Here is a 19,441-nt window from a genome sequence, read left to right on the forward strand (position 1 = left end):
TATTTACAGTGCCTGCTTTCATCCATTTTGTTCATTTTATCACTAGATTTCAAATACCAATCCCTTGCGTTTCAGGGCTTCGTATTTCTCAGGATCGAAGCGATACAGGTGAGCGCCTTTCTTGGAAGAGGTTTTGTCTTTTTCCTCCAGTTTTTCCATCACATCGAGCGACAGGATCTTTTTGCGGAAATTACGTTTGTCGAGGGTTTTCTGGTAAATCTCTTCGTAGAGGCTCCGGAGTTGTGAGAGGGTGAATTTCTCCGGCAGCAGTTCAAAGCCGATGGGGTGAAACTGTGCATTGTTACGGAGTGCAGCCAATGCGTCTTCAATCATTTTACCATGATCGAAGATCAGTTCCGGTATTTCGTGCAGTTCCAGCCAGTGTGCACCGTGTTCGCGGGCCAGCGGCTTATCGTGGTTTTTAATACGGATCAGGGCATAATAGGCAACAGATATTACCCTGGCGCCGGTATCACGGCCCACATTACCATAGCAATGCAGCTGGTTCATGTAAATATCGTCCAGCCCGGTGGTATGCTCCAGCACGCGGGCGGCCGCTTCATCGGTACTTTCATCTTCCTGCACAAAACCGCCCACCAGCGACCATTCGCCGGCCATAGGGGCAACTTTCCGTTGCATGATCAATAATTTCAGGCGGCCTTCATCAAAACCGAAGATGATACAATCTACTGCCACCAGGTGTTTCGGGGCCTTTGCATAAAAAGAAGCAGCATTCATATAGGAATTTTAAAAGGCGGAAAATCTATCAAAAATAATAAAACCAACCTATTTTTTGGGCTTAAAACGACTGTATTCCGTGACCGGTATCTTACTCACGCCCAACATCTCTAACATATATACCAGTTGTCCACGGTAAAAGGTACTACTGTTACACACCTGCATGATCACATCCTGTACCGCTATTTTATAGTGTTCACTCTTTTTGAGGGTGTAGGCAACCGTGTGGTTCAGCCTCACCTGGCTGGCCTTTTGCACCCATTCCTCCAGTTGTTCCGACTGTGTGAGCCAGGCTGCACAGGCTGCCGCAAAGCTGCCGCTGAAACCCGCCGTAGGATCGGTTGTTTTTTCCGTGAGCTGTAAACGCTGGTACCACAAACTTTCCGTATGCCACAGGTGATAAACGGTAGCGCGCAACGTGGAAAATCCTCCTCCCAGCTCCCGGTCCAGCTGTTCATCCGTTAATTTTAGTAACCCCTTTGCCAGCTGCTGGTTAGCCCAGTAATTGTAAGCTGTATAATGCGCAAGCATATTTTTCATGTAAGAAGAGATTAATGCCATTTCCACCCCAAACAACCTACAAATTACAATATTGTTTGCCATTTTAACATACCGATATTTACGGTTACCGTTATACGGCGCTCGCTTACCGGGATGAGTGGCAGCGATGGACTTCGCAATTTTGATTAATTTGCAGCCTCCGGCCGGAGGCTGTGTGTATAAACAACCGGCCGGGTATTTGATTAATATATACAGATATGGAAGATATAACGTTAAGGGTTGCACGAAAAGAAGACTGTGCCCGGTTGATGGAACTGGTCCGCGAACTGGCAGCATATGAAAAAGCACCGGAAGAAGTAACCGTGAGCCAGGAACATTTTGAAGAAGCAGGATTTGGCCCCAACCCGGTGTGGAAAGCATTTGTAGCCTCCACTATGATTAACGGACAGGAAGTGATCCACGGATTTGCACTGTATTACATCCGTTACTCTACCTGGAAAGGTTGCCGGATGTACCTGGAAGATATTCTTGTTACAGAGAACTGGCGGGGTAAAGGCATCGGCAAATTGTTGTTCGACCAGCTGATCATTGAAGCAAAAGAAAAACAGTTCAGTGGCATCGTTTTCCAGGTGCTGGAATGGAACACACCTGCCATCAACTTCTACCAAAAATATACAGATAAATTTGATCCGGAATGGATCAACGTCAGCATAGAACTGCAATAATTTTTCCGCTCATAAAATTCCGGGACGGTATGTCGTCAATCCTCATTAATATTGACGACATACCATTTCACTATGATTTTTATCCACGACTTCCGGACACTTCACAACGTATCCACACCCGACCTCTGCGACACTTTCAACGTGGCTTTCAGCGATTATATAGTCCCCCTGCACCTCACGCCCTCTATACTGGAACAAAAAATGCAGGGTGAAAACCTGCTACGGGATTACTCTATCGGCGCCTTTGCCGGTAATGCACTTGGCGGCTTCATTTTACATGCAGTAGATAACAAAACGCATCCAACCGTATTATACAACGGGGGCACCGGTATTATTCCCGAATACCGCGGCCAGCACCTCGTACAAAAAATGTATGATCAGTTTATTCCTGCGTACCAGTCGCAGGGTATCCGTAAAATAATCCTGGAGGTAATCAGCACCAATCTTCCTGCCATCAAAGCATATACGAATACAGGGTTTCATAAAACCCGCACCATTCATTCTTTCAAAGGCAATATAAAAACGCATAAAAACCCGGCGGGCATCTCCATAAAAGAAAATACAACACCCGACTGGCCCCTGCTGGCTACGTTTATGGATATGATCCCCACCTGGTCCAACAATGTGGCCAGCATACAGCGGGAAGCCCCGTTTACGGTTACCTGGGAGGCTACCGTCAACGGGCAAACGGCGGGTTTCATCAGTGTACATAAAGATACCCGGAGGATCAGGAATATAGCCGTACACCCGGAGTTCCGCAGAAAAGGCGTGGGCAGCGCTTTATTGCAATATGCCGCCGATCAGTTCAGGGGTGCGGCGGTGAGCATTATAAATATTGATGAACATTTTCCGGAGATAGATAAATTCCTGCAACAGGCCGGATTGATGCATTACCTGTCGCAGTACGAGATGGAGATTGTATTATAAAGTAAAAAATCAGGGAAGATAAAAGCGCATATTCCGCTGCTATCTTCCCTGATCCAAAATTTTGTTTTTTTGCCTGATTACGTTTATCTTTATAAAACACCTAAAGCATTGATATCCAGTTTGTTTCTCTGATGCGACCCCGCTAAAGAATCTCCCGGAACCCCCTCTAGCGCTTTGATACACAATAGGTTACCGATCAAGTCCACATCACCTCCACGTCAGGTCCGTGTCAACTCCACACCAAAGGCATGTGCTAAGTATGTACTAAGTATGTGCAAAGCATGATCCGTGTAATCAGCAGTAAAGGCAAAATCGGCTGCATTTTAGTTGATGCCGTTTACCACTGTTTCTTTGTTGATCTTCTGGATCAGTCCCTGTAATACTTTACCGGGGCCTACTTCCGTGAATTCTTTACCACCATCGGCCACCATTGCCTGAACGGATTGCGTCCATCTTACAGCGCCTGTTAACTGATCAATCAGGTTTTGTTTGATCTGTGCAGGATCGGTTACTGCTACGGCTACCACGTTTTGGTACACCGGGCAGGAAGGGGTATTGAAAGTAGTGGTGTTGATGGCTGCCTGTAATTCTTCTTTGGCAGAAGCCATTAAAGGAGAGTGGAACGCGCCACCTACCGGCAGGATCAGCGCTCTTTTGGCGCCGGCGGCCTTCATTCTTTCACAGGCAATTTCCACGCCTTTGAGGGTACCGGAAATCACCAGCTGACCAGGGCAGTTATAATTGGCAGGTACTACTATTTCGCCGGTTTCGGCGGTAACAGCCGCACATATTTCTTCTACTTTAGCATCATCCAGGGCCAGTACAGCGGCCATTGTGGAAGGTTGCAGCTCACAGGCTTTCTGCATGGCATTGGCGCGGATAGCCACCAGTTTCAGGGCAGCTTCAAACGACAATACGCCATTGGCTACGAGGGCGGAAAATTCTCCCAGGGAGTGACCCGCTACCATTTCAGGCTGGGAATGCTCCGTGCAGAGGAAGGCAATCACTGCATGCAGGAATACGGCAGGCTGTGTAACGTTGGTTTGTTTCAGGTCTTCCTCTGTTCCGTTGAACATGATATCAGAAATACGGAAGCCTAAGATGTCGTTGGCCTGTTCAAAAAGTTCTTTTGCTTTTGCGTTGGTGTCGTACAGATTTTTGCCCATACCCGGAAACTGGGAACCTTGTCCGGGAAATACGTAAGCATGCTTCATGTGGATATAAATTAATATTTTTTCAAATATAAATAAGAATTACGGATTTACAGGTAGCTGATAAATATAAGTTACTATTATCATCTACCCATAAATCCGTAATCCGTTATATAAAATCTTTTTATTTGGCAATCAGTTTCAGGAATTCGGCCCTGGTGGTACCATGCTCGAACTGACCGCTGAAAGCGGAGGTGGTGGTAAGGGAATTTTGTTTTTGCACACCGCGCATCATCATACACAGGTGTTGTGCTTCAATTACTACCGCAACGCCCTGCGGCTGCAGGGTTTCCTGGATGGCATCCAGAATCTGGTGTGTTAACCGCTCCTGTACCTGTAAGCGGCGGGCGTATACGTCTACCACCCTGGCTATTTTGCTCAGGCCGGTGATATACCCGTTGGGAATATAAGCTACGTGGGCCTTTCCGAAAAAGGGCAGCATGTGATGTTCACACATAGAGTATAATTCTATGTCTTTTACAATCACCATTTCACTATATGCTTCTGTAAATTTCGCACCTTCCAGTATTTCGCGTGCGTCCTGCTGATACCCTTGTGTAAGAAACTGCATGGCTTTGGCTACCCGTTCAGGTGTTTTCTGCAGGCCTTCCCTCTCAGGGTCTTCCCCCAGCAGGTGCAGGCATTCTTTATAGTTTTCTACAAGACCGGACGTGATCTTTTCATCGTAACTTTCGTTCTTATTATACGCCATTCTTATATGATTTAACAAATTTCAAAGGCCGGTAATATGCGGACATTACTTGCCACCATAGTACTCTACGTATATGCGTGGAGTTTCATACAGCTTGATACAGTGCAGCTGCACCTCTGCAGGCAGGTGTTTGGCCAGCTGATCCCAGATAGCGATAGATAAGTTTTCAGCGGAAGTGAATTTATCTTTCATAAAATCAACATCCATATTCAGGTTCCGGTGATCAATCTTTTCTATCACCGCATCCCGGATAATTACTCCTAAAGTCTTGGCATTAAATACAAAACCCGTTTCCGGATCAGGATTACCTTTTATAGTGACGTGCAGTTCGTAATTATGACCATGCCAGTTTTCGTTGGCGCATTTACCAAAAACTTCCTCGTTCTTTTCTTTGCTCCAGCCCGGGTTAGATAACTTATGCGCTGCATTGAAGTTCTCTACTCGCGTTAAATAAATCATTATTGCAAAAAATTTTTGCAAAAATACCACTATTAAGTGAGTAGTGCCAATTTATCCTAATTCCTGTCAATTGTTTTACACGGGGAGCAATCATTTTTGCTGTATTTTTACGGGATGAAAATATTGGTGACCGCGGCTACCACGCTGGAAATACAGCCTTTTTTACAGTACCTGGACCAGCACATTCCGGCCCTTAAAGCCGCGAACTGCAATATAGACGTACTGATTGCCGGTATTGGCATGATGCACACCGCTTTCAGCCTGGGAAGGCACCTGGTGGTAAACCGGCCGGATATAGCCATACAGGCCGGTATCGGCGGCAGTTTCCGCCACACCTGGGAACTGGGACAGGTAGTGCTCATCAAACGTGAATACCTGGCCGACCTCGGAGCGGAAGATAATGATCAGTTTAAAGATTTATTTGATATACAGCTCTGGCAGCCATCGCAGCCACCATTCACCGGCAACAGCCTGGTGAACACCTTTGCCGGCCTGCCCGAAGTACCTCCCCTGCCCACCGCTACCGGGATAAGCGTAAACCTGGTGAGCGGCAGCGAACCCACCATCCAAAAGCTGGTGGCCAAATACAACCCCGACATAGAAAGCATGGAGGGCGCCGCCTTTCATTATGCCTGCCTGCTGGAAGAAATACCGTTTCTTCAGCTGCGCAGCATCTCTAACTATGTGGAAATCAGGGATAAGAGCAAATGGAAGATCCCCCTGGCGGTGAAAACACTCAACGACGAACTGATAAAAACCGTGGAAACACTGGCCGGAATTTAACGACAGACTATAAAATTTTGATAGCTATGCATTTATCTTTAGGTTTTTCACCTTGCCCGAATGATACTTTCATTTTTGATGCACTGGTAAACAACAAAATAGACACAAAGGAATTTACCTTCGATACCCATCTCGAAGATGTGGAAACACTGAACAACTGGGCACTGCAAGGCAAACTGGCCGTTACAAAGCTGAGTTTTGCAGTTTACCTGAAGGTAAAAGACCAATATGAACTGCTCAACAGCGGCAGCGCACTGGGACGCGGCTGTGGCCCGTTGCTCATTGCAAAGAAAGACATTCCCCGTGAAGAGATAAAAAATCTGACCATCGCCATCCCCGGAGAAAACACCACTGCCAACCTGCTGTTCTCCATCGCTTTCCCGGAAGCCACCAACAAAAAGGTGATGCTGTTCTCTGAAATTGAAAATGCCGTGCTGAACGGTGATGTGGATGCCGGCGTAATCATTCACGAAAACCGCTTCACTTACCAGCTCAAGGGCCTCGTAAAGCTGATGGATATGGGCGAATACTGGGAACAAACCACCGGTAATCCTATTCCGCTGGGAGGTATCTTTATCCGTAAAGATGTACCCGAAGCTACCCGCGCACAACTCGATTCCCTGATCCATAAAAGCCTGCAGAACAGCTACACCACCTACCCGCAGCTGTCTGACTATGTGAAATCACACGCGCAGGAAATGGATGAATCCGTGATGCGCCAGCATATCGACCTGTATGTAAATGATTTTAGTTTAGACCTGGGCGAGGAAGGGAAAGCCGCTGTAGTAGCGCTGATGGAAGCGGCAGAAAAAATCCGTCCGTAAAGCAGCCGATTTTTTCGTTCTTTTGTTGCGGTATGATCGATAATAAGGATACAGACCTGTGGAACAGGTTTCGGCAAGGAGAGGAACAGGCGCTATATACCTTGTATGAAAAGTATTATCACCTGCTCCTTTTCCTGGGCCTTAAAATATGCGCGAGAAGCGAGCCGGTAAAAGACTGTATCCAACAGGTATTTCTTTATTTCTGGGAGAAGAAAGAAGGACTGGATACCGTTACCAATGTACGCAGCTACATTATCACCTCCTTTAAACGCAAACTGTTATTACATCTTCAGCAGGAAAAAAAGGACAATGGCCTGCTGTCGCTGTGGATGGATACCGAAGCCACCGGCGACATTCCTTCTGCAGAACAACTGCTGGTGCAGCAGCAACAAAACAAAGCAACTATTGCACGTATACAGGAAGCCATATCTTTACTCAGTCCGAGACAAAAAGAATTAATTAACCTCCGCTTTTACGAAGGCCGGAGCTACGACGAAATAACAGACATCACGGGGCTTACGCACCGCACCGTTTATAATCACTTGTACGAAGCACTGAAATCGCTCAAACAATCACTGGAACAGGATCTTAAATCCGGCAACCTGCATTTGAGAACATTACTGCTGTTACTTCCCTTATAAATTCCCTGTTAGATTATTTTCAATAAAGCCACTTTAAAATAAAATTTATCAAAATCTGAAAATTTACCGGTCCATACCCGGTAAAAGAGAACTGATTGTCGCTCTACTTTAAAAATGGATGGGGAATGCTGCCAAAGGACCTGACTGAATTAGACCTGCTGCTCGACGACACCTTTCTGCAATATATCCGGCGAAACAATGATACGGCTATTGCTAAATGGGAAAGCTATATCCTGCTGCATCCTGAAATAAAGGATAAGGTGGCAGCGGCAATAACATTGTATTATAACATTAATACCGCTGAGGCAGAAAAAGACAGAACAATGCAGCTAAACAGGCTGCAACAGGCTGTTAAAGCCACTCAGCCGGTACGTATCCGACGGATCAACTGGCGGCAGGTGGCCTGGCGTGCCGCAGCAGTACTCCTGCTCCTGGGAGGCATCACGCTGTTATGGCCCCGGTTAAAACCACAGAAACCGGCAACAGCTCCCAACACCTTCCTGGTATACTCCAGTGAATGGGGACAACGCAAATTGCTGACATTACCGGATGGATCTTCAGTGATTCTGAACGCTAACACTACCATTAGGATTCCTTCCGATTATAGCAATAAACACCGGCATGTGGAACTGGTAAAAGGCGCCGCACTGTTTGATGTAAAAACAAATTCGGATGATCCGTTTATGGTAACCAGCAAACAAATACAAACTACTGTACTGGGTACTTCCTTCTTAATAAAATCTTATCCGTATGAGCCACAGTCCACCGTTTCACTGCTCAGCGGAAAAGTAAAAGTGAGTGAACAATCAGGCAAAACAGATCCGCTCACACTGGCGCCGGGTGAACAGGCGCGGTGGAATGAGTCTACCCGGAAAATGAGCAGGGCATCATTTGATACGGTTGCACTACGTACCTGGAAATCAGGAAAACTAGTGTTTAACAATGCCAGCGCTTTTGAAGTAATACGTGAACTGGAAAACTGGTATGGAATACCCTTCCAGGTAAACGGAAATTCATTAAATGCCAAACGGTTCTCCGGGGCCTTCGACAACGATAAACTGGAAAAAGTATTGAACATCTTTTGTTTTACAGCCGGATGTAGTTTTCAAATACAACCGGACAAAGTGCTGATTCAATTTTAATCACAAAGCGTTTCCACCAAAATCGCTAAACCGGGATCACACGCAGGCTGCCGGCGCCTGTGGTGACCATATCAACCATCATTAAAAAATCTGATGCATGACTTTTAATTATGCGCGCCTGCGTGCGCCGTTAAGCACTGCGGTAAAATGGCAGTTCCCTCTTTTGGTGTTGTTAATGCTGATGACCTGTATGCTATCATATGGGCAGCAAAGAAAATCAATAGGGTTCCGGGATGTAACCATGTCTGCCGCCTTCAAAAAAATTGAAAGCACCTACCAGGTAAAGTTCTTTTACGACGCTGCCACCTTACCAATCCGGCGTATTACCCTGGCCACAAAAGCCAGGAGTATCCGCGAAGTGCTGGCAGAGCTGGAAGATGCTTCCAGCCTTAAGTTCCGGGTAAGTGGTAATATGATCGGGGTAGTAATGCCTTATAATCAAACCGGTGTTACGAAGGCCGTGGTGCCCGCAATAAGAGGAAGGGTAACAGACCGTAAGGGACAGCCGCTGCCCGGCACCACCGTGCGGGATATTATTACCGGCAAAGGCACTGTTACAGATGCCAACGGCATGTTTGCGGTTAACGCCGAGGAAGGTCACCCGCTGCTGATCAGCAGCATTGGCTACCGCCAGAAAACACAGGTAATATCCGGTACAGAAAATCATATTGCGATGGAAGAAGATGCTACCAGTCTTGGTGGCGTTGTAGTAATGGGATACACCAGTAAACAGGCTGCTGAACTAACCGGCGCTGTACAAAAAGTTTCGGGCGACCAGTTGCGCAGCTCTGTTTCTTCTTCCAATATCCTCTCTATGCTGAAAGCAAAAACTACCGGCATGTATATCGTGGAGCCTAGTGCCGACGCCGGTGCAAGAGGACAGGTACTGCTGCGTGGAGAGTCGTCGCTCCCATCCGGTACCAGCGCTTACTTCGGACCGCTTATCGTAATTGACGGCGTAATTTCCAACTCACAGAATTTACAGGATGTAGTGAATCCCGCTGATGTGGAAAGCGTTACTATCCTCAAAGATGCCGCCTCTACTGCTATCTATGGTTCACGCGCTGCGCAGGGAGTAATTGTGGTAACCACCAAAAGAGCCGCCGCCAACAGTGGCGTGCACGTAACGCTGGATACCCGCTACGGCGTTATTAAACAGAACCGCGCCATCCGCATGATGAACACAACAGAAAATATTGCGCTGATGGATAAAGTGATGCAACGCAGATGGGAAGAAACACCTTCCCTCCAGCAACAGTTTCCTACTGCAGCAGATTTTATTCAGCAAAGAAGGATTTATACAGATGAAGATAAATCAAAGAACTTCGACTGGGAAAAAGCGATGTTCGATGACGGTAATTTCTCTGATATCAGCCTGGGACTTAACAGCGGCAACGATAAAACAATGGTGTATGCAGGCATCGACTGGTACAAGGAAAAAGGTATTAACGTTGGTAATACCTTCGACCGTCGTAACCTGCGGCTGAACCTTGTGCAGAACTTCTCCAAAAAAGTTTCCGGCGGATTGAATACCAGCGCTATTATCGATAAAACCATTTCCCGCAATGGAGTGCCGGCGCTTTATATGACCCAGCCTTTTGTTACGCCTTACAATGCGGATGGTACGCTGGCCGACAGTATCCCCGTGAGGCAATCCAATAATTTCGGTGTTCCTTATACCACCTGGTCGCAGAACTTCTTAGCCGAAAAGAAATTCAATAATACCGCCATTATAGACAACCAGCACTTCACCGGTACCATATGGCTCAATTACCGCGTACTGCCCTGGTTAAGCCTTAAAACTACCAATACCATCGACTATATCAACACCCACCGGAACTCCTACCTGGATCCCCGTAGCTTCTCCGGGAAATACGGTGGTTATCCTTACCTGTTTGCACCAGGCGCCGTTACTCCCAACGGAACGCTCACCATCGCAGATACCAGGTTCTTTAACTTTACCTCCACCAATACGCTGAATGCTTCCAAACAATTTGGGCAGCACAGCCTCAATTTCCTGGCAGGAACAGAATGGGCAAAGCGTACCAATGAAACCAACAGTACAGATATGTACAACCTGCTGCCAGGCGAAAGAAATATGGGTGCAGCCAAAAACTTTGGCAGCGCCATCAGCGTGGCTTATAATACCCCCTACCGGCCCAGCGGCGCCTATACTGAAAGAGCCAGTTTTTCTGCCTTCAGTGAATTAAATTATAACTACCTCACTAAGTATTATGCGGCAGCTTCTCTTCGTACCGATGCATTCACCAACTTTGGCCGCAACAAAAGATACGGTACTTTTTATGCTGTAAGTGCCGGATGGCTGATCAACAAAGAAGCTTTCCTGGCAGATGTGAAAGCAATAGACCTGCTGAAGCTGAGAGTAGTGCACGGAACTTCCGGAAGGGATGTAGGCGATGGATACCTGAACCAAACCCTTTATGCCGCCACCTCCAATTATACCTACGATAACATTAACAACATAGGCTCTGCTATTACACAGCTGGAAAACCCCGACATCAGCTGGGAAACTACCGTTAACAATACAGCGGGAATAGATGTCAGCCTATGGAAACGTATAGAGCTTTCCGCCGACTTCTATTCAAAACTTAGTAAAAACCTGCTGCAACAGGTGTTTGTTGGTTCTGCACAAGGCTCTTTCCAGCAATACCAGAATGTAGGAGAAGTATTGAACAAAGGACTGGAACTTATGCTGAATACCCGGAATATAGACGCGCGGAACTTCAGCTGGACCACCAATCTCAACGTAAGCTTTAATAAAAACACGATACAGAAATTATACGGCGATTCTCTTCTCGACAACTACAACCGCGCCTATTACCGCTATGAAGGAGAAGACCTGAATGTAATTAAAGCAATCCGTTATGTAGGTGTAAACCCTGATAACGGCGCACCGCTGTTTGAAAACTATGATGCTTCCGGAAAGAAGCAGGTAACAGAAGGCATTGGCGCCATGTCGGATATCCGCAATTACCAGACTGTGGGCTCCGCCACACCAAAATTCTTTGGAGGTTTCACCAATACTTTTACCTACAAGCAATTTTCCCTGAGTGCAGAGATGTGGTTCCAGGTGGGTAATTATACCGCTATGAGTCTCATTAATAACTTTCAATCACCCGCTGCTCCTTTCCTCGGAAGGAATAATGTGAACTGGCAATCCAGCCAGAAAGTATGGCAGCAACCCGGCGATAAAAATGCCAACTACCCTGATGTATACAGTAGTAAAATGGATACCTGGCGGGCATTTGACAGCCGCTCATCACTTATCTACGGTAACGCCAGCCATATCCGTATGCGCAACATCAGGATCGGATATGATCTTGCTCAAAAAACACTGACAAAGATCCGCGCACAGCGTGCAGGCGTATTCGTTAGTATGGACAATGTTTTTGTTATCAAACATAAAGACTATGTAGGGGCAGATCCCGAAGGCGCATCCATCGGTACCTCTACTGCCTATGGAGGTGTAGGTATCGGAAATGCTAATCCACGGCGCATTACTGCCGGTCTTAATGTTACATTCTAAACTACTTGAAAATGACGCGTACAATTATAATAGCCGCTATCAGCCTTATTTCGTTAAGCGCCTGCAACAAACAACTGGATGAACTACGTCCGCACAACGTTACCAACGAAGATGCCCAGTTCAGCACCCCGGAAGGGTTTTCACAGGCCGCACTGGGTTTGTATCCCATGATCACCACCGGTGTTGCTATGGAAAGCAGCAGCTTTGGATACGGTGATATTACTATGTTCCTTTCGGAAACACACGGTAACAATATCCGTTCGCTCGATCTGGGACCTAACCGCTACTCGGATGCGTTTGATTATACTAACTCTCCTGACAAAGATCATAGCTGGACTTACTACTTATGGAGAGGAAGTTACTTTACTATTCTGCATGCCAACAAACTACTGGATAATGTACCTAAAGATGAACAGCGCCCGGCGGTATTGCAGGCGAAAGCAGAAGCGCTGTTTGTGAGAGCGTTCGTATACTTTAACCTGGTGCGCTTTTATGCAAAGCCTTACTACCAGGATGCAGCAGGATCGCCAGGTGTAATGCTTATTACCACCGCCGCCAACGGCACCGATTATAAGCCGGCGCGCGCCAGCGTCAAAGCGGTATACGGGCAAATCATTTCAGATCTCGAAACAGCCATGTCGCTGTTCAGCCAGGAGAAGTCCAACAGCTTTGCCGGAAAAATGAGCGCCGCCGCTTTGTTATCGCGGGTGTATCTCTATATGGGTGGTACTCTCCAGCAACCGGATGCAGCATTTAATCAGAAGGCAGTGAGCTATGCGGACCAGGTGATTAGCAGTAACAAATATGCATTGCTCACTGACAATGCTTACCGGGCTTACTACAACAGCAGCAATACCGCCAATAAGGAAGATATCTTTGCGGGCAATGTGGATTATGGCAGTGCTTCTATCAGCCAGCAATATGCCTATCCGCCACAGATCAATTACACCGGCGGTTACTACCGGCCTTCTCCCGATTTGTTGAGCCGGATTGCCCAAACAGATCTGCGCACGTCGCACTACAAAGTAAATGTAACGCCCGGCTTTCCCAACGACAGTATTGCCACGGCTAAATATATGTACCTGTACTCAGCCATCTACAGCAAATCGCCGTTCCGGTATATCCGTCTTGCAGAAGTATACCTGAACCGTGCAGAAGCCAATGCCAAGCTCGGTAAAAAGGATCTTGCACTGGCCGATCTGAATATCATCCGAAACCGCGCAGGACTTGCCTCAGTAGACCTTTCCGGACAGGCGCTGTTTGATGAGATACTGCTGCAACGCCGCCTGGAACTTGCTTTCGAAGGACATACCGGGTTCGACTATTTCAGAAACGGTTTACCGATGGTACGCAACTACACCTCTGCCAGCAGTGGTACTATGACCATCGCCGCTACCAGCCCGAAGATATTACTGCGCATCCCGCAAGAAGAAATCATCCTCAATCCTAATCTTACACAAAACGAACAATAACATGATGAAAAGAATAATTTGCGTACTGTCATTACCGTTAGCATTCAGTCAGCTGGTAACGGCACAACAGAAATTCAGTATAGCCGGTACCGTTACCGGCAATGCGCCTGCGAAATACTACCTGCAGTATAGCAATGGTGCAAAATATATTACAGACAGTGCCGAAGTTAAAAATGGCAGATTCAACTTTACAGGTACATTATCGCAACCCGCCCCCGGCGTATTTTCCGCGGCACTGGTCAAAAACATGACCGGCAACAAAAAAGAGCAGGCATACCTGTTCCTGGAACCCGCTGCCATGACCATCACTATCACAAACGGCGACCTCAGCACCACCGTACTGAAAGGCTCCGCAAGCAATGATGAAAATGTACAGCTGGAAAAGGAAAGAGAAATGGCTACCGTGAAATACCAGCCATTACTGGAAGCATTACGCAATGAAAAAGATCACGACAAAGCCGGTGCTATCCGCGAGCAACTGGCGCCTTACTTTAATGCAAACAACCAGTTGTCAAGGAAATTTATCCGTGAACATCATAATTCTTTCCTGAGTGTTTATCTCATGCGCTTTCAAATAGGCAGCATGACACTGGATTCTGCCAAATACTATTACAACAGTTTAAGCCCCGCTTTACAACAAAGTAAAGATGGTTTGGACATAGCCCAGGAGATTAAAAAACTGGAACAGGGCTCCCCGGGCAGCGTTGCTTTTAATTTCAGCAAAGCAGACATCAATGGCCAGCCACTCAGTTTATCGGACTTCAAAGGAAAATACGTGTTGGTAGATTTCTGGGCCAGCTGGTGTGTGCCTTGCCGTGCGGGTAATCCACATCTGCTGGAACTATACAAACAATACAAGGATAAAGGCTTTGAAGTGATCAGTGTATCTGACGATGACCGCAATCATGACGCCTGGAAAAAAGCAGTGGAAAAAGATGGTATTGGTGTGTGGAAACATGTGCTGCGCGGACTGGACATGAATAAGCGCATGAAGAATGAGCCTAACCCGGAAGATATCAGCGAACACTTCGGCATTCATTCGTTACCCACCCAGATACTGATTGATCCGAAAGGAGTAATTGTAGCACGCTATGGTGGCGGCGGGGAAGAACATGAAGCGCTGGACGTTAAGTTGAAAGAAGTGTTTAACCACTAAATTTTGCAGTCATAAAAAAAGCAGTGAAGATGTTGTCTTCACTGCTTTTTTTATGCTATTTCTTCAGCGCTTTTCCATATACTTCCAATGCACGCTTACGCGCTTCCTCATGCGATACAATCGGCTTCACATACTCAAATCCTTCAAATTCCGGCACCCATTTGCGGATATACTTCAGGTCTTTATCAAACTTCTGCGTTTGCAGCGTGGGATTAAACACCCGGAAATAAGGTGCAGCATCGCACCCCGAACCTGCTGCCCATTGCCAGCCACCGTTATTCGCAGCAAGATCATAATCCAACAGTTTAGCTGCAAAATAAGCTTCTCCCCAGCGCCAGTCGATCAGTAAATGTTTGGTTAAAAAACTGGCGGCAATCATGCGAACACGGTTGTGCATAAAGCCGGTGGTGTTCAGTTCCCGCATGCCGGCATCTACTATCGGGTAACCTGTTTGGCCATTACACCATCTTTCAAACTCTTCTTCATTATTACGCCAAACTATTTTATCATATTCTTTCTTAAAAGAATTTCCTGCCACATGAGGAAAGTGCCAGAGGATCATCTGGTAAAACTCCCGCCAGATCAATTCCTTTGCAAAGGTAGCATTGAGCTGCATCGCCTGCTGCATTAATGCGCGAATGCTTACCGTACCAAAGCGCAGATGGATGCCTGATTTTGAGGTGCCGTTTATAGCAGGAAAATCGCGGGTTTCATCGTAATGTTTAACCAGTGTTTCGTCCAGGTTCTTTGCGGGAAAATGCTTTTCTGCGGTGATAAATCCCATCTCCTTTAAGGAAGGGATTTTTACAGGTGGTTGTTTAAAGAGATGCTGATAATATTTTTTGCAGGGATAAGGTTTCATATGAAAAAAGGTGAGGGTATCATACCATTTCCTGCTGTAAGGTGTAAATATCGTATATGGTTCACCGTTATCTTTCAGCACTTCATTTTTTTCCAATATTACCTGGTCTTTGTAACTATGAAAAGAAATCCCGTGTTCGCTGAGTTGCTTTGCTATTGCAGCATCCCTGCTTTTCGCATAAGGTTCATAATCATGATTGGTATATACATCAGCTACCTTGTATTTACTGATCCAGTGTGTGAAAGCGGCTTCCGGTGTACCATAAAAAATATCCATTGAGGAACCCAGTTGCTGCAGTTGTGTCTGCATGTCTTCCACCACTTCATGAATAAAGGTAAGCCTGCGGTCCTGTTTATCTTCCAGGTCGTTGAGGATATGTGTATCAAAAACAAATACCGGCACTACCGGGTTACCGGCACGTAGCGCATAATAGAAAGCGGCCTGGTCGTCAAGCCGGAGATCGCGGCGAAACCAGCATAAACTGATTGTTTGTTCCATCTCAGCAGGTGATTTTTACAACATGCTTTCATGTAATACCTCGTGTAAAATAGCGGCGGTGGCGTTTCCATAGCTGCTGTCGCGGAAAAGGCCTACCCAACGGATACCATAGATGGCATTGGTTAAAAATATTTCATCCGCATTTTCGAGGTCTTCTATATTCAGTGGCTTTTCTTCTATTTTGAATGGCAGTTCTGTTTTCAGCAAATACTTGCGCATTACGCCACACACGCCACCTTCAGACAATGGCGGTGTATAAAGCACTTTATCCCGTACAATAAATACATTAGCAATGGTGCTATCGGCCACTCTTCCATAAGGATTGAGTAAAATAGCTTCATTCAGCCGGTGCTGCTTGGCATACATTGCTGCCATCACATAGGGCAGGCAGTTGTTTGATTTAATAGCGGATAATTTATCACAGCTTTTTTTTACATCGGGGAAGATATCTGTTACCAGCCCGCTGTTATTTAACTCCAATATGGTTCTGCTTAATTCCCAGCATTGGATAATGTAGTTCGGTAAGTTATTGATCGGATCATACAAACCACCATCCGACCGGAAGATAGCCAGGCGAACACGGGCCATCTGGGATACGTTATTCTTACTGCAGAGTTCCAGTATCTGCTTAACAAAATATGCTTTGGTAAAATGTGTGGGGATATCAAAATGCAGCAGGTGTAAACTGGCAAGCATCCGTTCAAAGTGCAGGTCAGCCAGCAATACTTGTCCCTGGTATACTTTCAGGGTTTCAAAAAAGCCATCCCCGTATCTGAAAGATCGATTATCTGCCGTAAAAATCGGGTCAGCCGCAGGAATATATTTACCGTTATAACAAAGAAATCCAACTTGCACCTCGAACTATTTTAGCAAGTTGAAAGGTACCAATTATTTAGGGATTTATAAATTTAGAGATTTAGACATTTTGTTTCATGGAAGTATGTATTCCAAAAACAAAATATCTAAATCCCTATAGAGGTTAAGTATTATTTATGCCGTTGCAATCCTCCAAAACGGACACCCACAAAGCCATCCAGCTGATGAGAAGATCCCAGTAATGCACTGAGTACACTGCCTGAACCAAGATACAGCGGACCTACACGGAAGCTGGCGCCTGCATTCAGTTTGGATAACTGGTTGTAGCTTACCGGCAGGAAGAAGCCGAATATACGGCCATCGTAACGCGGAGTGATACTGAAGCCACTGTAATACTGGGTGTTGTAAGGTTTTTTGTCGCCGCTTGTTAAAGCCAGCTGTATGTTTGCGTTTACGTAAAACGCATGATGGATGTGATAGTCGCCATCCAGTTGTAAGGTAGTTGGCAGGCTCACCGAGTAATCAGCATTGTTATTATCTGCTGCCGGTGTGAAGTATTGCGGATACTTACCTAATTCTGTTTTGTAATTATCCAGCTTTACATCCTGCAGATTTTGCAGTGAAAACTGTTGATTAGCCGGTATTCCAATGGTAAATGCACCACTACGTGTTACATCACGTTCGTATTTGATTTTGCCTGCATCCATGAGGGATAGGCCCAAGCGGAATTTATACTTGTTGCTTCCTTTTCCGGAAACATTTTCGCTGGCAGGGCGGTATTCATATACCACGCCCAACTCTGCACCAATGCCGTGTCCCACCATTTTGGAAGCATCTTCCGCTTTAAAATCGGAAAGGTTCATCCCGGAGAAATTCATGCCTACTTTACCGGAAGCATTGGTAAGAAAAGCCTCCTGCTGACCTTCATCCACATCCATAGTGGCATGCAGCTTATCGATGTTTATGGTGCCGTTCATGGAACCGGCCAGGTATTTCAGGGTTACACCGGCTTTCAGGAAATGAGGACCCACGGTAATCACTTCACGGGCCACAGATACGCCATACTCCGACCAGGCATTCACACTAACCCGCATATTGCTGTTGGAAGCAATATTGTAAGGCAGGTTGTCGGTTGCAGACAGGTCATTCATGATCTTATCGGCGAGCCGGCCGTCCAGATCAGTTACATTGGCCACTACGCGCGCACGGGTGGTAACGGCAAAAGAAAACTTCCCCACGTTGAACATAACGGAGGGAGTATACACTGCAAGGTTCACCAATGCTTTGGTAAGGCCCTTACCCTGGCCAAACAACTGGCTCTTGATAGTGTCCTCTCCAAATGCGGAGCCTACATCTCCCAGTTTGTACTTCAGCTGGTTGTTGGAAACGCCTGCGTTTACACCCACGAGATTAACATCCCAGCGGTAACGGCTGTCGGCGATGTTGGCGGGGTTGGAAAATACGCTGGTTACGCCTGCGTAGTTACTGGTCCGGAATCCGGCCAGGTCCTGTGCCTGCGTGGAAAGTGCACAGCATGACAATAATAATGCGGATGTAAAAATCCTTTTCATAGTGACTATTATAGGTTAGGAATAAACGAGATTAACAACTTAAGCATGCTAAATTATAAATATTTAAATTAATTACATATTATAAAAACGACTTTTTTACCAAAAAATAAAAATGCCCTGCTTCCGGGAAAGCAGGGCACGGTGACGTATATACGAATGTTGCTGTTAAATATTCATCTCCGGAATATCACCTTCAATGATCAGTTTCCCGGCAGTTTTAGCGCGGATTTCTTCTACCGTAACACCAGGCGCACGTTCGAGGAGCTTAAATCCTTCGGGCGTTACATCCAGCACAGCGAGTTCCGTAACAATTTTCTTTACACAGTTAACGCCGGTAAGTGGTAATGTACATGCCGGCAATAATTTACTTTCTCCTTTGGGATTGGTATGCATCATGGCCACAATGATGTTCCTTGCAGAAGCTACCAGGTCCATTGCGCCACCCATGCCTTTCACCATTTTACCGGGAATTTTCCAGTTGGCGATATCACCGGTATCGGATACTTCCATTGCACCCAATACCGTAAGATCTACCTTACCGGCGCGGATCATACCAAAGCTTTCTGCGGAATCAAAGAAGCTGCCACCGGGCAGCAGGGTAACGGTTTCCTTTCCTGCATTGATCAGGTCAGCATCAATATCTTCCGCAGCAGGATACGGTCCCATACCGAGTATCCCGTTTTCAGACTGCAGCATAATAGATATTCCGGCAGGGATGTAATTAGATACCAGCGTAGGAATACCAATACCGAGGTTTACATACATACCATCCTGCAGTTCCTGCGCAATTCTTTTGGCAATACCATATTTATCGAGAGGCATAAAATATCAGATTTGAAAAGTGGAGAATTGGATG

General features: G+C 46.2%; 18 protein-coding genes. 9 read left to right on the forward strand and 9 right to left on the reverse strand.

What is annotated here, in order from left to right:
* Nucleotides 1-42: 42 nt before the first annotated feature.
* Nucleotides 43-738 carry an NUDIX hydrolase gene (locus tag V7S65_RS17545; RefSeq protein ID WP_079469368.1) on the reverse strand — a complete coding sequence of 232 codons (696 nt, stop codon included), beginning with the start codon at nucleotides 736-738 and terminating at the stop codon, nucleotides 43-45.
* A 48-nt stretch (nucleotides 739-786) separates the two neighbouring features.
* Nucleotides 787-1,278, reverse strand: coding sequence for a DinB family protein (locus V7S65_RS17550; protein ID WP_159454267.1), 492 nt, complete (start codon nucleotides 1,276-1,278; stop codon nucleotides 787-789).
* Nucleotides 1,279-1,496: 218 nt separating this feature from the next.
* Between V7S65_RS17550 and V7S65_RS17555 the strand changes: the two genes are divergently transcribed.
* Both V7S65_RS17555 and V7S65_RS17560 read left to right on the forward strand, forming a co-directional pair.
* Nucleotides 1,497-1,964 (forward strand): GNAT family N-acetyltransferase, encoded by a 468-nt coding sequence (locus tag V7S65_RS17555; protein WP_111576722.1) that lies wholly within the window; start codon nucleotides 1,497-1,499, stop codon nucleotides 1,962-1,964.
* Between the two features lie 72 nt (nucleotides 1,965-2,036).
* Entirely contained in the window at nucleotides 2,037-2,891 is an 855-nt protein-coding gene (locus V7S65_RS17560; RefSeq protein ID WP_336387431.1) for a GNAT family N-acetyltransferase, read from the forward strand.
* A 323-nt stretch (nucleotides 2,892-3,214) separates the two neighbouring features.
* On the opposite strand, the gene fabD is transcribed toward V7S65_RS17560, so the two are convergent.
* The 3 genes from fabD to V7S65_RS17575 form a co-directional block, all read right to left on the reverse strand.
* A complete protein-coding gene (fabD, locus tag V7S65_RS17565; protein ID WP_336387432.1) occupies nucleotides 3,215-4,105 on the reverse strand; it encodes an ACP S-malonyltransferase in 891 nt (296 codons plus the stop codon).
* Between the two features lie 121 nt (nucleotides 4,106-4,226).
* Nucleotides 4,227-4,814, reverse strand: coding sequence for a GTP cyclohydrolase I FolE (gene folE, locus V7S65_RS17570; protein ID WP_079469373.1), 588 nt, complete (start codon nucleotides 4,812-4,814; stop codon nucleotides 4,227-4,229).
* 45 nt (nucleotides 4,815-4,859) lie between these two features.
* Nucleotides 4,860-5,273 carry a 6-pyruvoyl trahydropterin synthase family protein gene (locus tag V7S65_RS17575; protein ID WP_079469374.1) on the reverse strand — a complete coding sequence of 138 codons (414 nt, stop codon included), beginning with the start codon at nucleotides 5,271-5,273 and terminating at the stop codon, nucleotides 4,860-4,862.
* 114 nt (nucleotides 5,274-5,387) lie between these two features.
* Here V7S65_RS17575 and mqnB point away from each other — a divergent pair, with 114 nt between their 5' ends.
* From mqnB to V7S65_RS17610, 7 genes are all read left to right on the forward strand, one after another.
* On the forward strand, nucleotides 5,388-6,056 hold the full coding sequence (mqnB, locus tag V7S65_RS17580; RefSeq protein ID WP_079469375.1) for a futalosine hydrolase: 669 nt from the start codon (nucleotides 5,388-5,390) through the stop codon (nucleotides 6,054-6,056).
* Between the two features lie 26 nt (nucleotides 6,057-6,082).
* Nucleotides 6,083-6,880: a 1,4-dihydroxy-6-naphthoate synthase gene (locus V7S65_RS17585; RefSeq protein ID WP_079469376.1), complete on the forward strand. Its 798-nt coding sequence runs from the start codon at nucleotides 6,083-6,085 to the stop codon at nucleotides 6,878-6,880.
* Nucleotides 6,881-6,912: 32 nt separating this feature from the next.
* Nucleotides 6,913-7,521, forward strand: a complete 609-nt coding sequence (locus tag V7S65_RS17590) for an RNA polymerase sigma factor (protein ID WP_079469377.1) — start codon at nucleotides 6,913-6,915, stop codon at nucleotides 7,519-7,521.
* A 125-nt stretch (nucleotides 7,522-7,646) separates the two neighbouring features.
* The gene (locus V7S65_RS17595; protein ID WP_336387433.1) at nucleotides 7,647-8,663 is read left to right on the forward strand and encodes a FecR family protein; all 1,017 of its coding nucleotides are present in this window, start codon (nucleotides 7,647-7,649) and stop codon (nucleotides 8,661-8,663) included.
* A 97-nt stretch (nucleotides 8,664-8,760) separates the two neighbouring features.
* A complete protein-coding gene (locus V7S65_RS17600; RefSeq protein WP_336387434.1) occupies nucleotides 8,761-12,210 on the forward strand; it encodes a SusC/RagA family TonB-linked outer membrane protein in 3,450 nt (1,149 codons plus the stop codon).
* Between the two features lie 11 nt (nucleotides 12,211-12,221).
* The gene (locus V7S65_RS17605) at nucleotides 12,222-13,682 is read left to right on the forward strand and encodes a RagB/SusD family nutrient uptake outer membrane protein (protein ID WP_336387435.1); all 1,461 of its coding nucleotides are present in this window, start codon (nucleotides 12,222-12,224) and stop codon (nucleotides 13,680-13,682) included.
* 1 nt (nucleotide 13,683) lies between these two features.
* Nucleotides 13,684-14,838: a TlpA disulfide reductase family protein gene (locus V7S65_RS17610; protein WP_336387436.1), complete on the forward strand. Its 1,155-nt coding sequence runs from the start codon at nucleotides 13,684-13,686 to the stop codon at nucleotides 14,836-14,838.
* Nucleotides 14,839-14,893: 55 nt separating this feature from the next.
* On the opposite strand, the gene V7S65_RS17615 is transcribed toward V7S65_RS17610, so the two are convergent.
* The 4 genes from V7S65_RS17615 to V7S65_RS17630 form a co-directional block, all read right to left on the reverse strand.
* Nucleotides 14,894-16,198: a cryptochrome/photolyase family protein gene (locus V7S65_RS17615; protein WP_336387437.1), complete on the reverse strand. Its 1,305-nt coding sequence runs from the start codon at nucleotides 16,196-16,198 to the stop codon at nucleotides 14,894-14,896.
* A 15-nt stretch (nucleotides 16,199-16,213) separates the two neighbouring features.
* Entirely contained in the window at nucleotides 16,214-17,053 is an 840-nt protein-coding gene (locus V7S65_RS17620) for an aminotransferase class IV (RefSeq protein WP_079469382.1), read from the reverse strand.
* Between the two features lie 131 nt (nucleotides 17,054-17,184).
* On the reverse strand, nucleotides 17,185-18,585 hold the full coding sequence (locus V7S65_RS17625; RefSeq protein ID WP_336387438.1) for a DUF5723 family protein: 1,401 nt from the start codon (nucleotides 18,583-18,585) through the stop codon (nucleotides 17,185-17,187).
* Between the two features lie 165 nt (nucleotides 18,586-18,750).
* Nucleotides 18,751-19,407 carry a 3-oxoacid CoA-transferase subunit B gene (locus V7S65_RS17630; protein ID WP_079469384.1) on the reverse strand — a complete coding sequence of 219 codons (657 nt, stop codon included), beginning with the start codon at nucleotides 19,405-19,407 and terminating at the stop codon, nucleotides 18,751-18,753.
* Between the last annotated feature and the right edge of the window lie 34 nt (nucleotides 19,408-19,441).

Origin of the sequence: Chitinophaga sp. CCNWYY40 (genome assembly GCF_037483205.1) — a bacterium.
Taxonomy (GTDB): Bacteria; Bacteroidota; Bacteroidia; order Chitinophagales; family Chitinophagaceae; genus Chitinophaga; species Chitinophaga ginsengisegetis.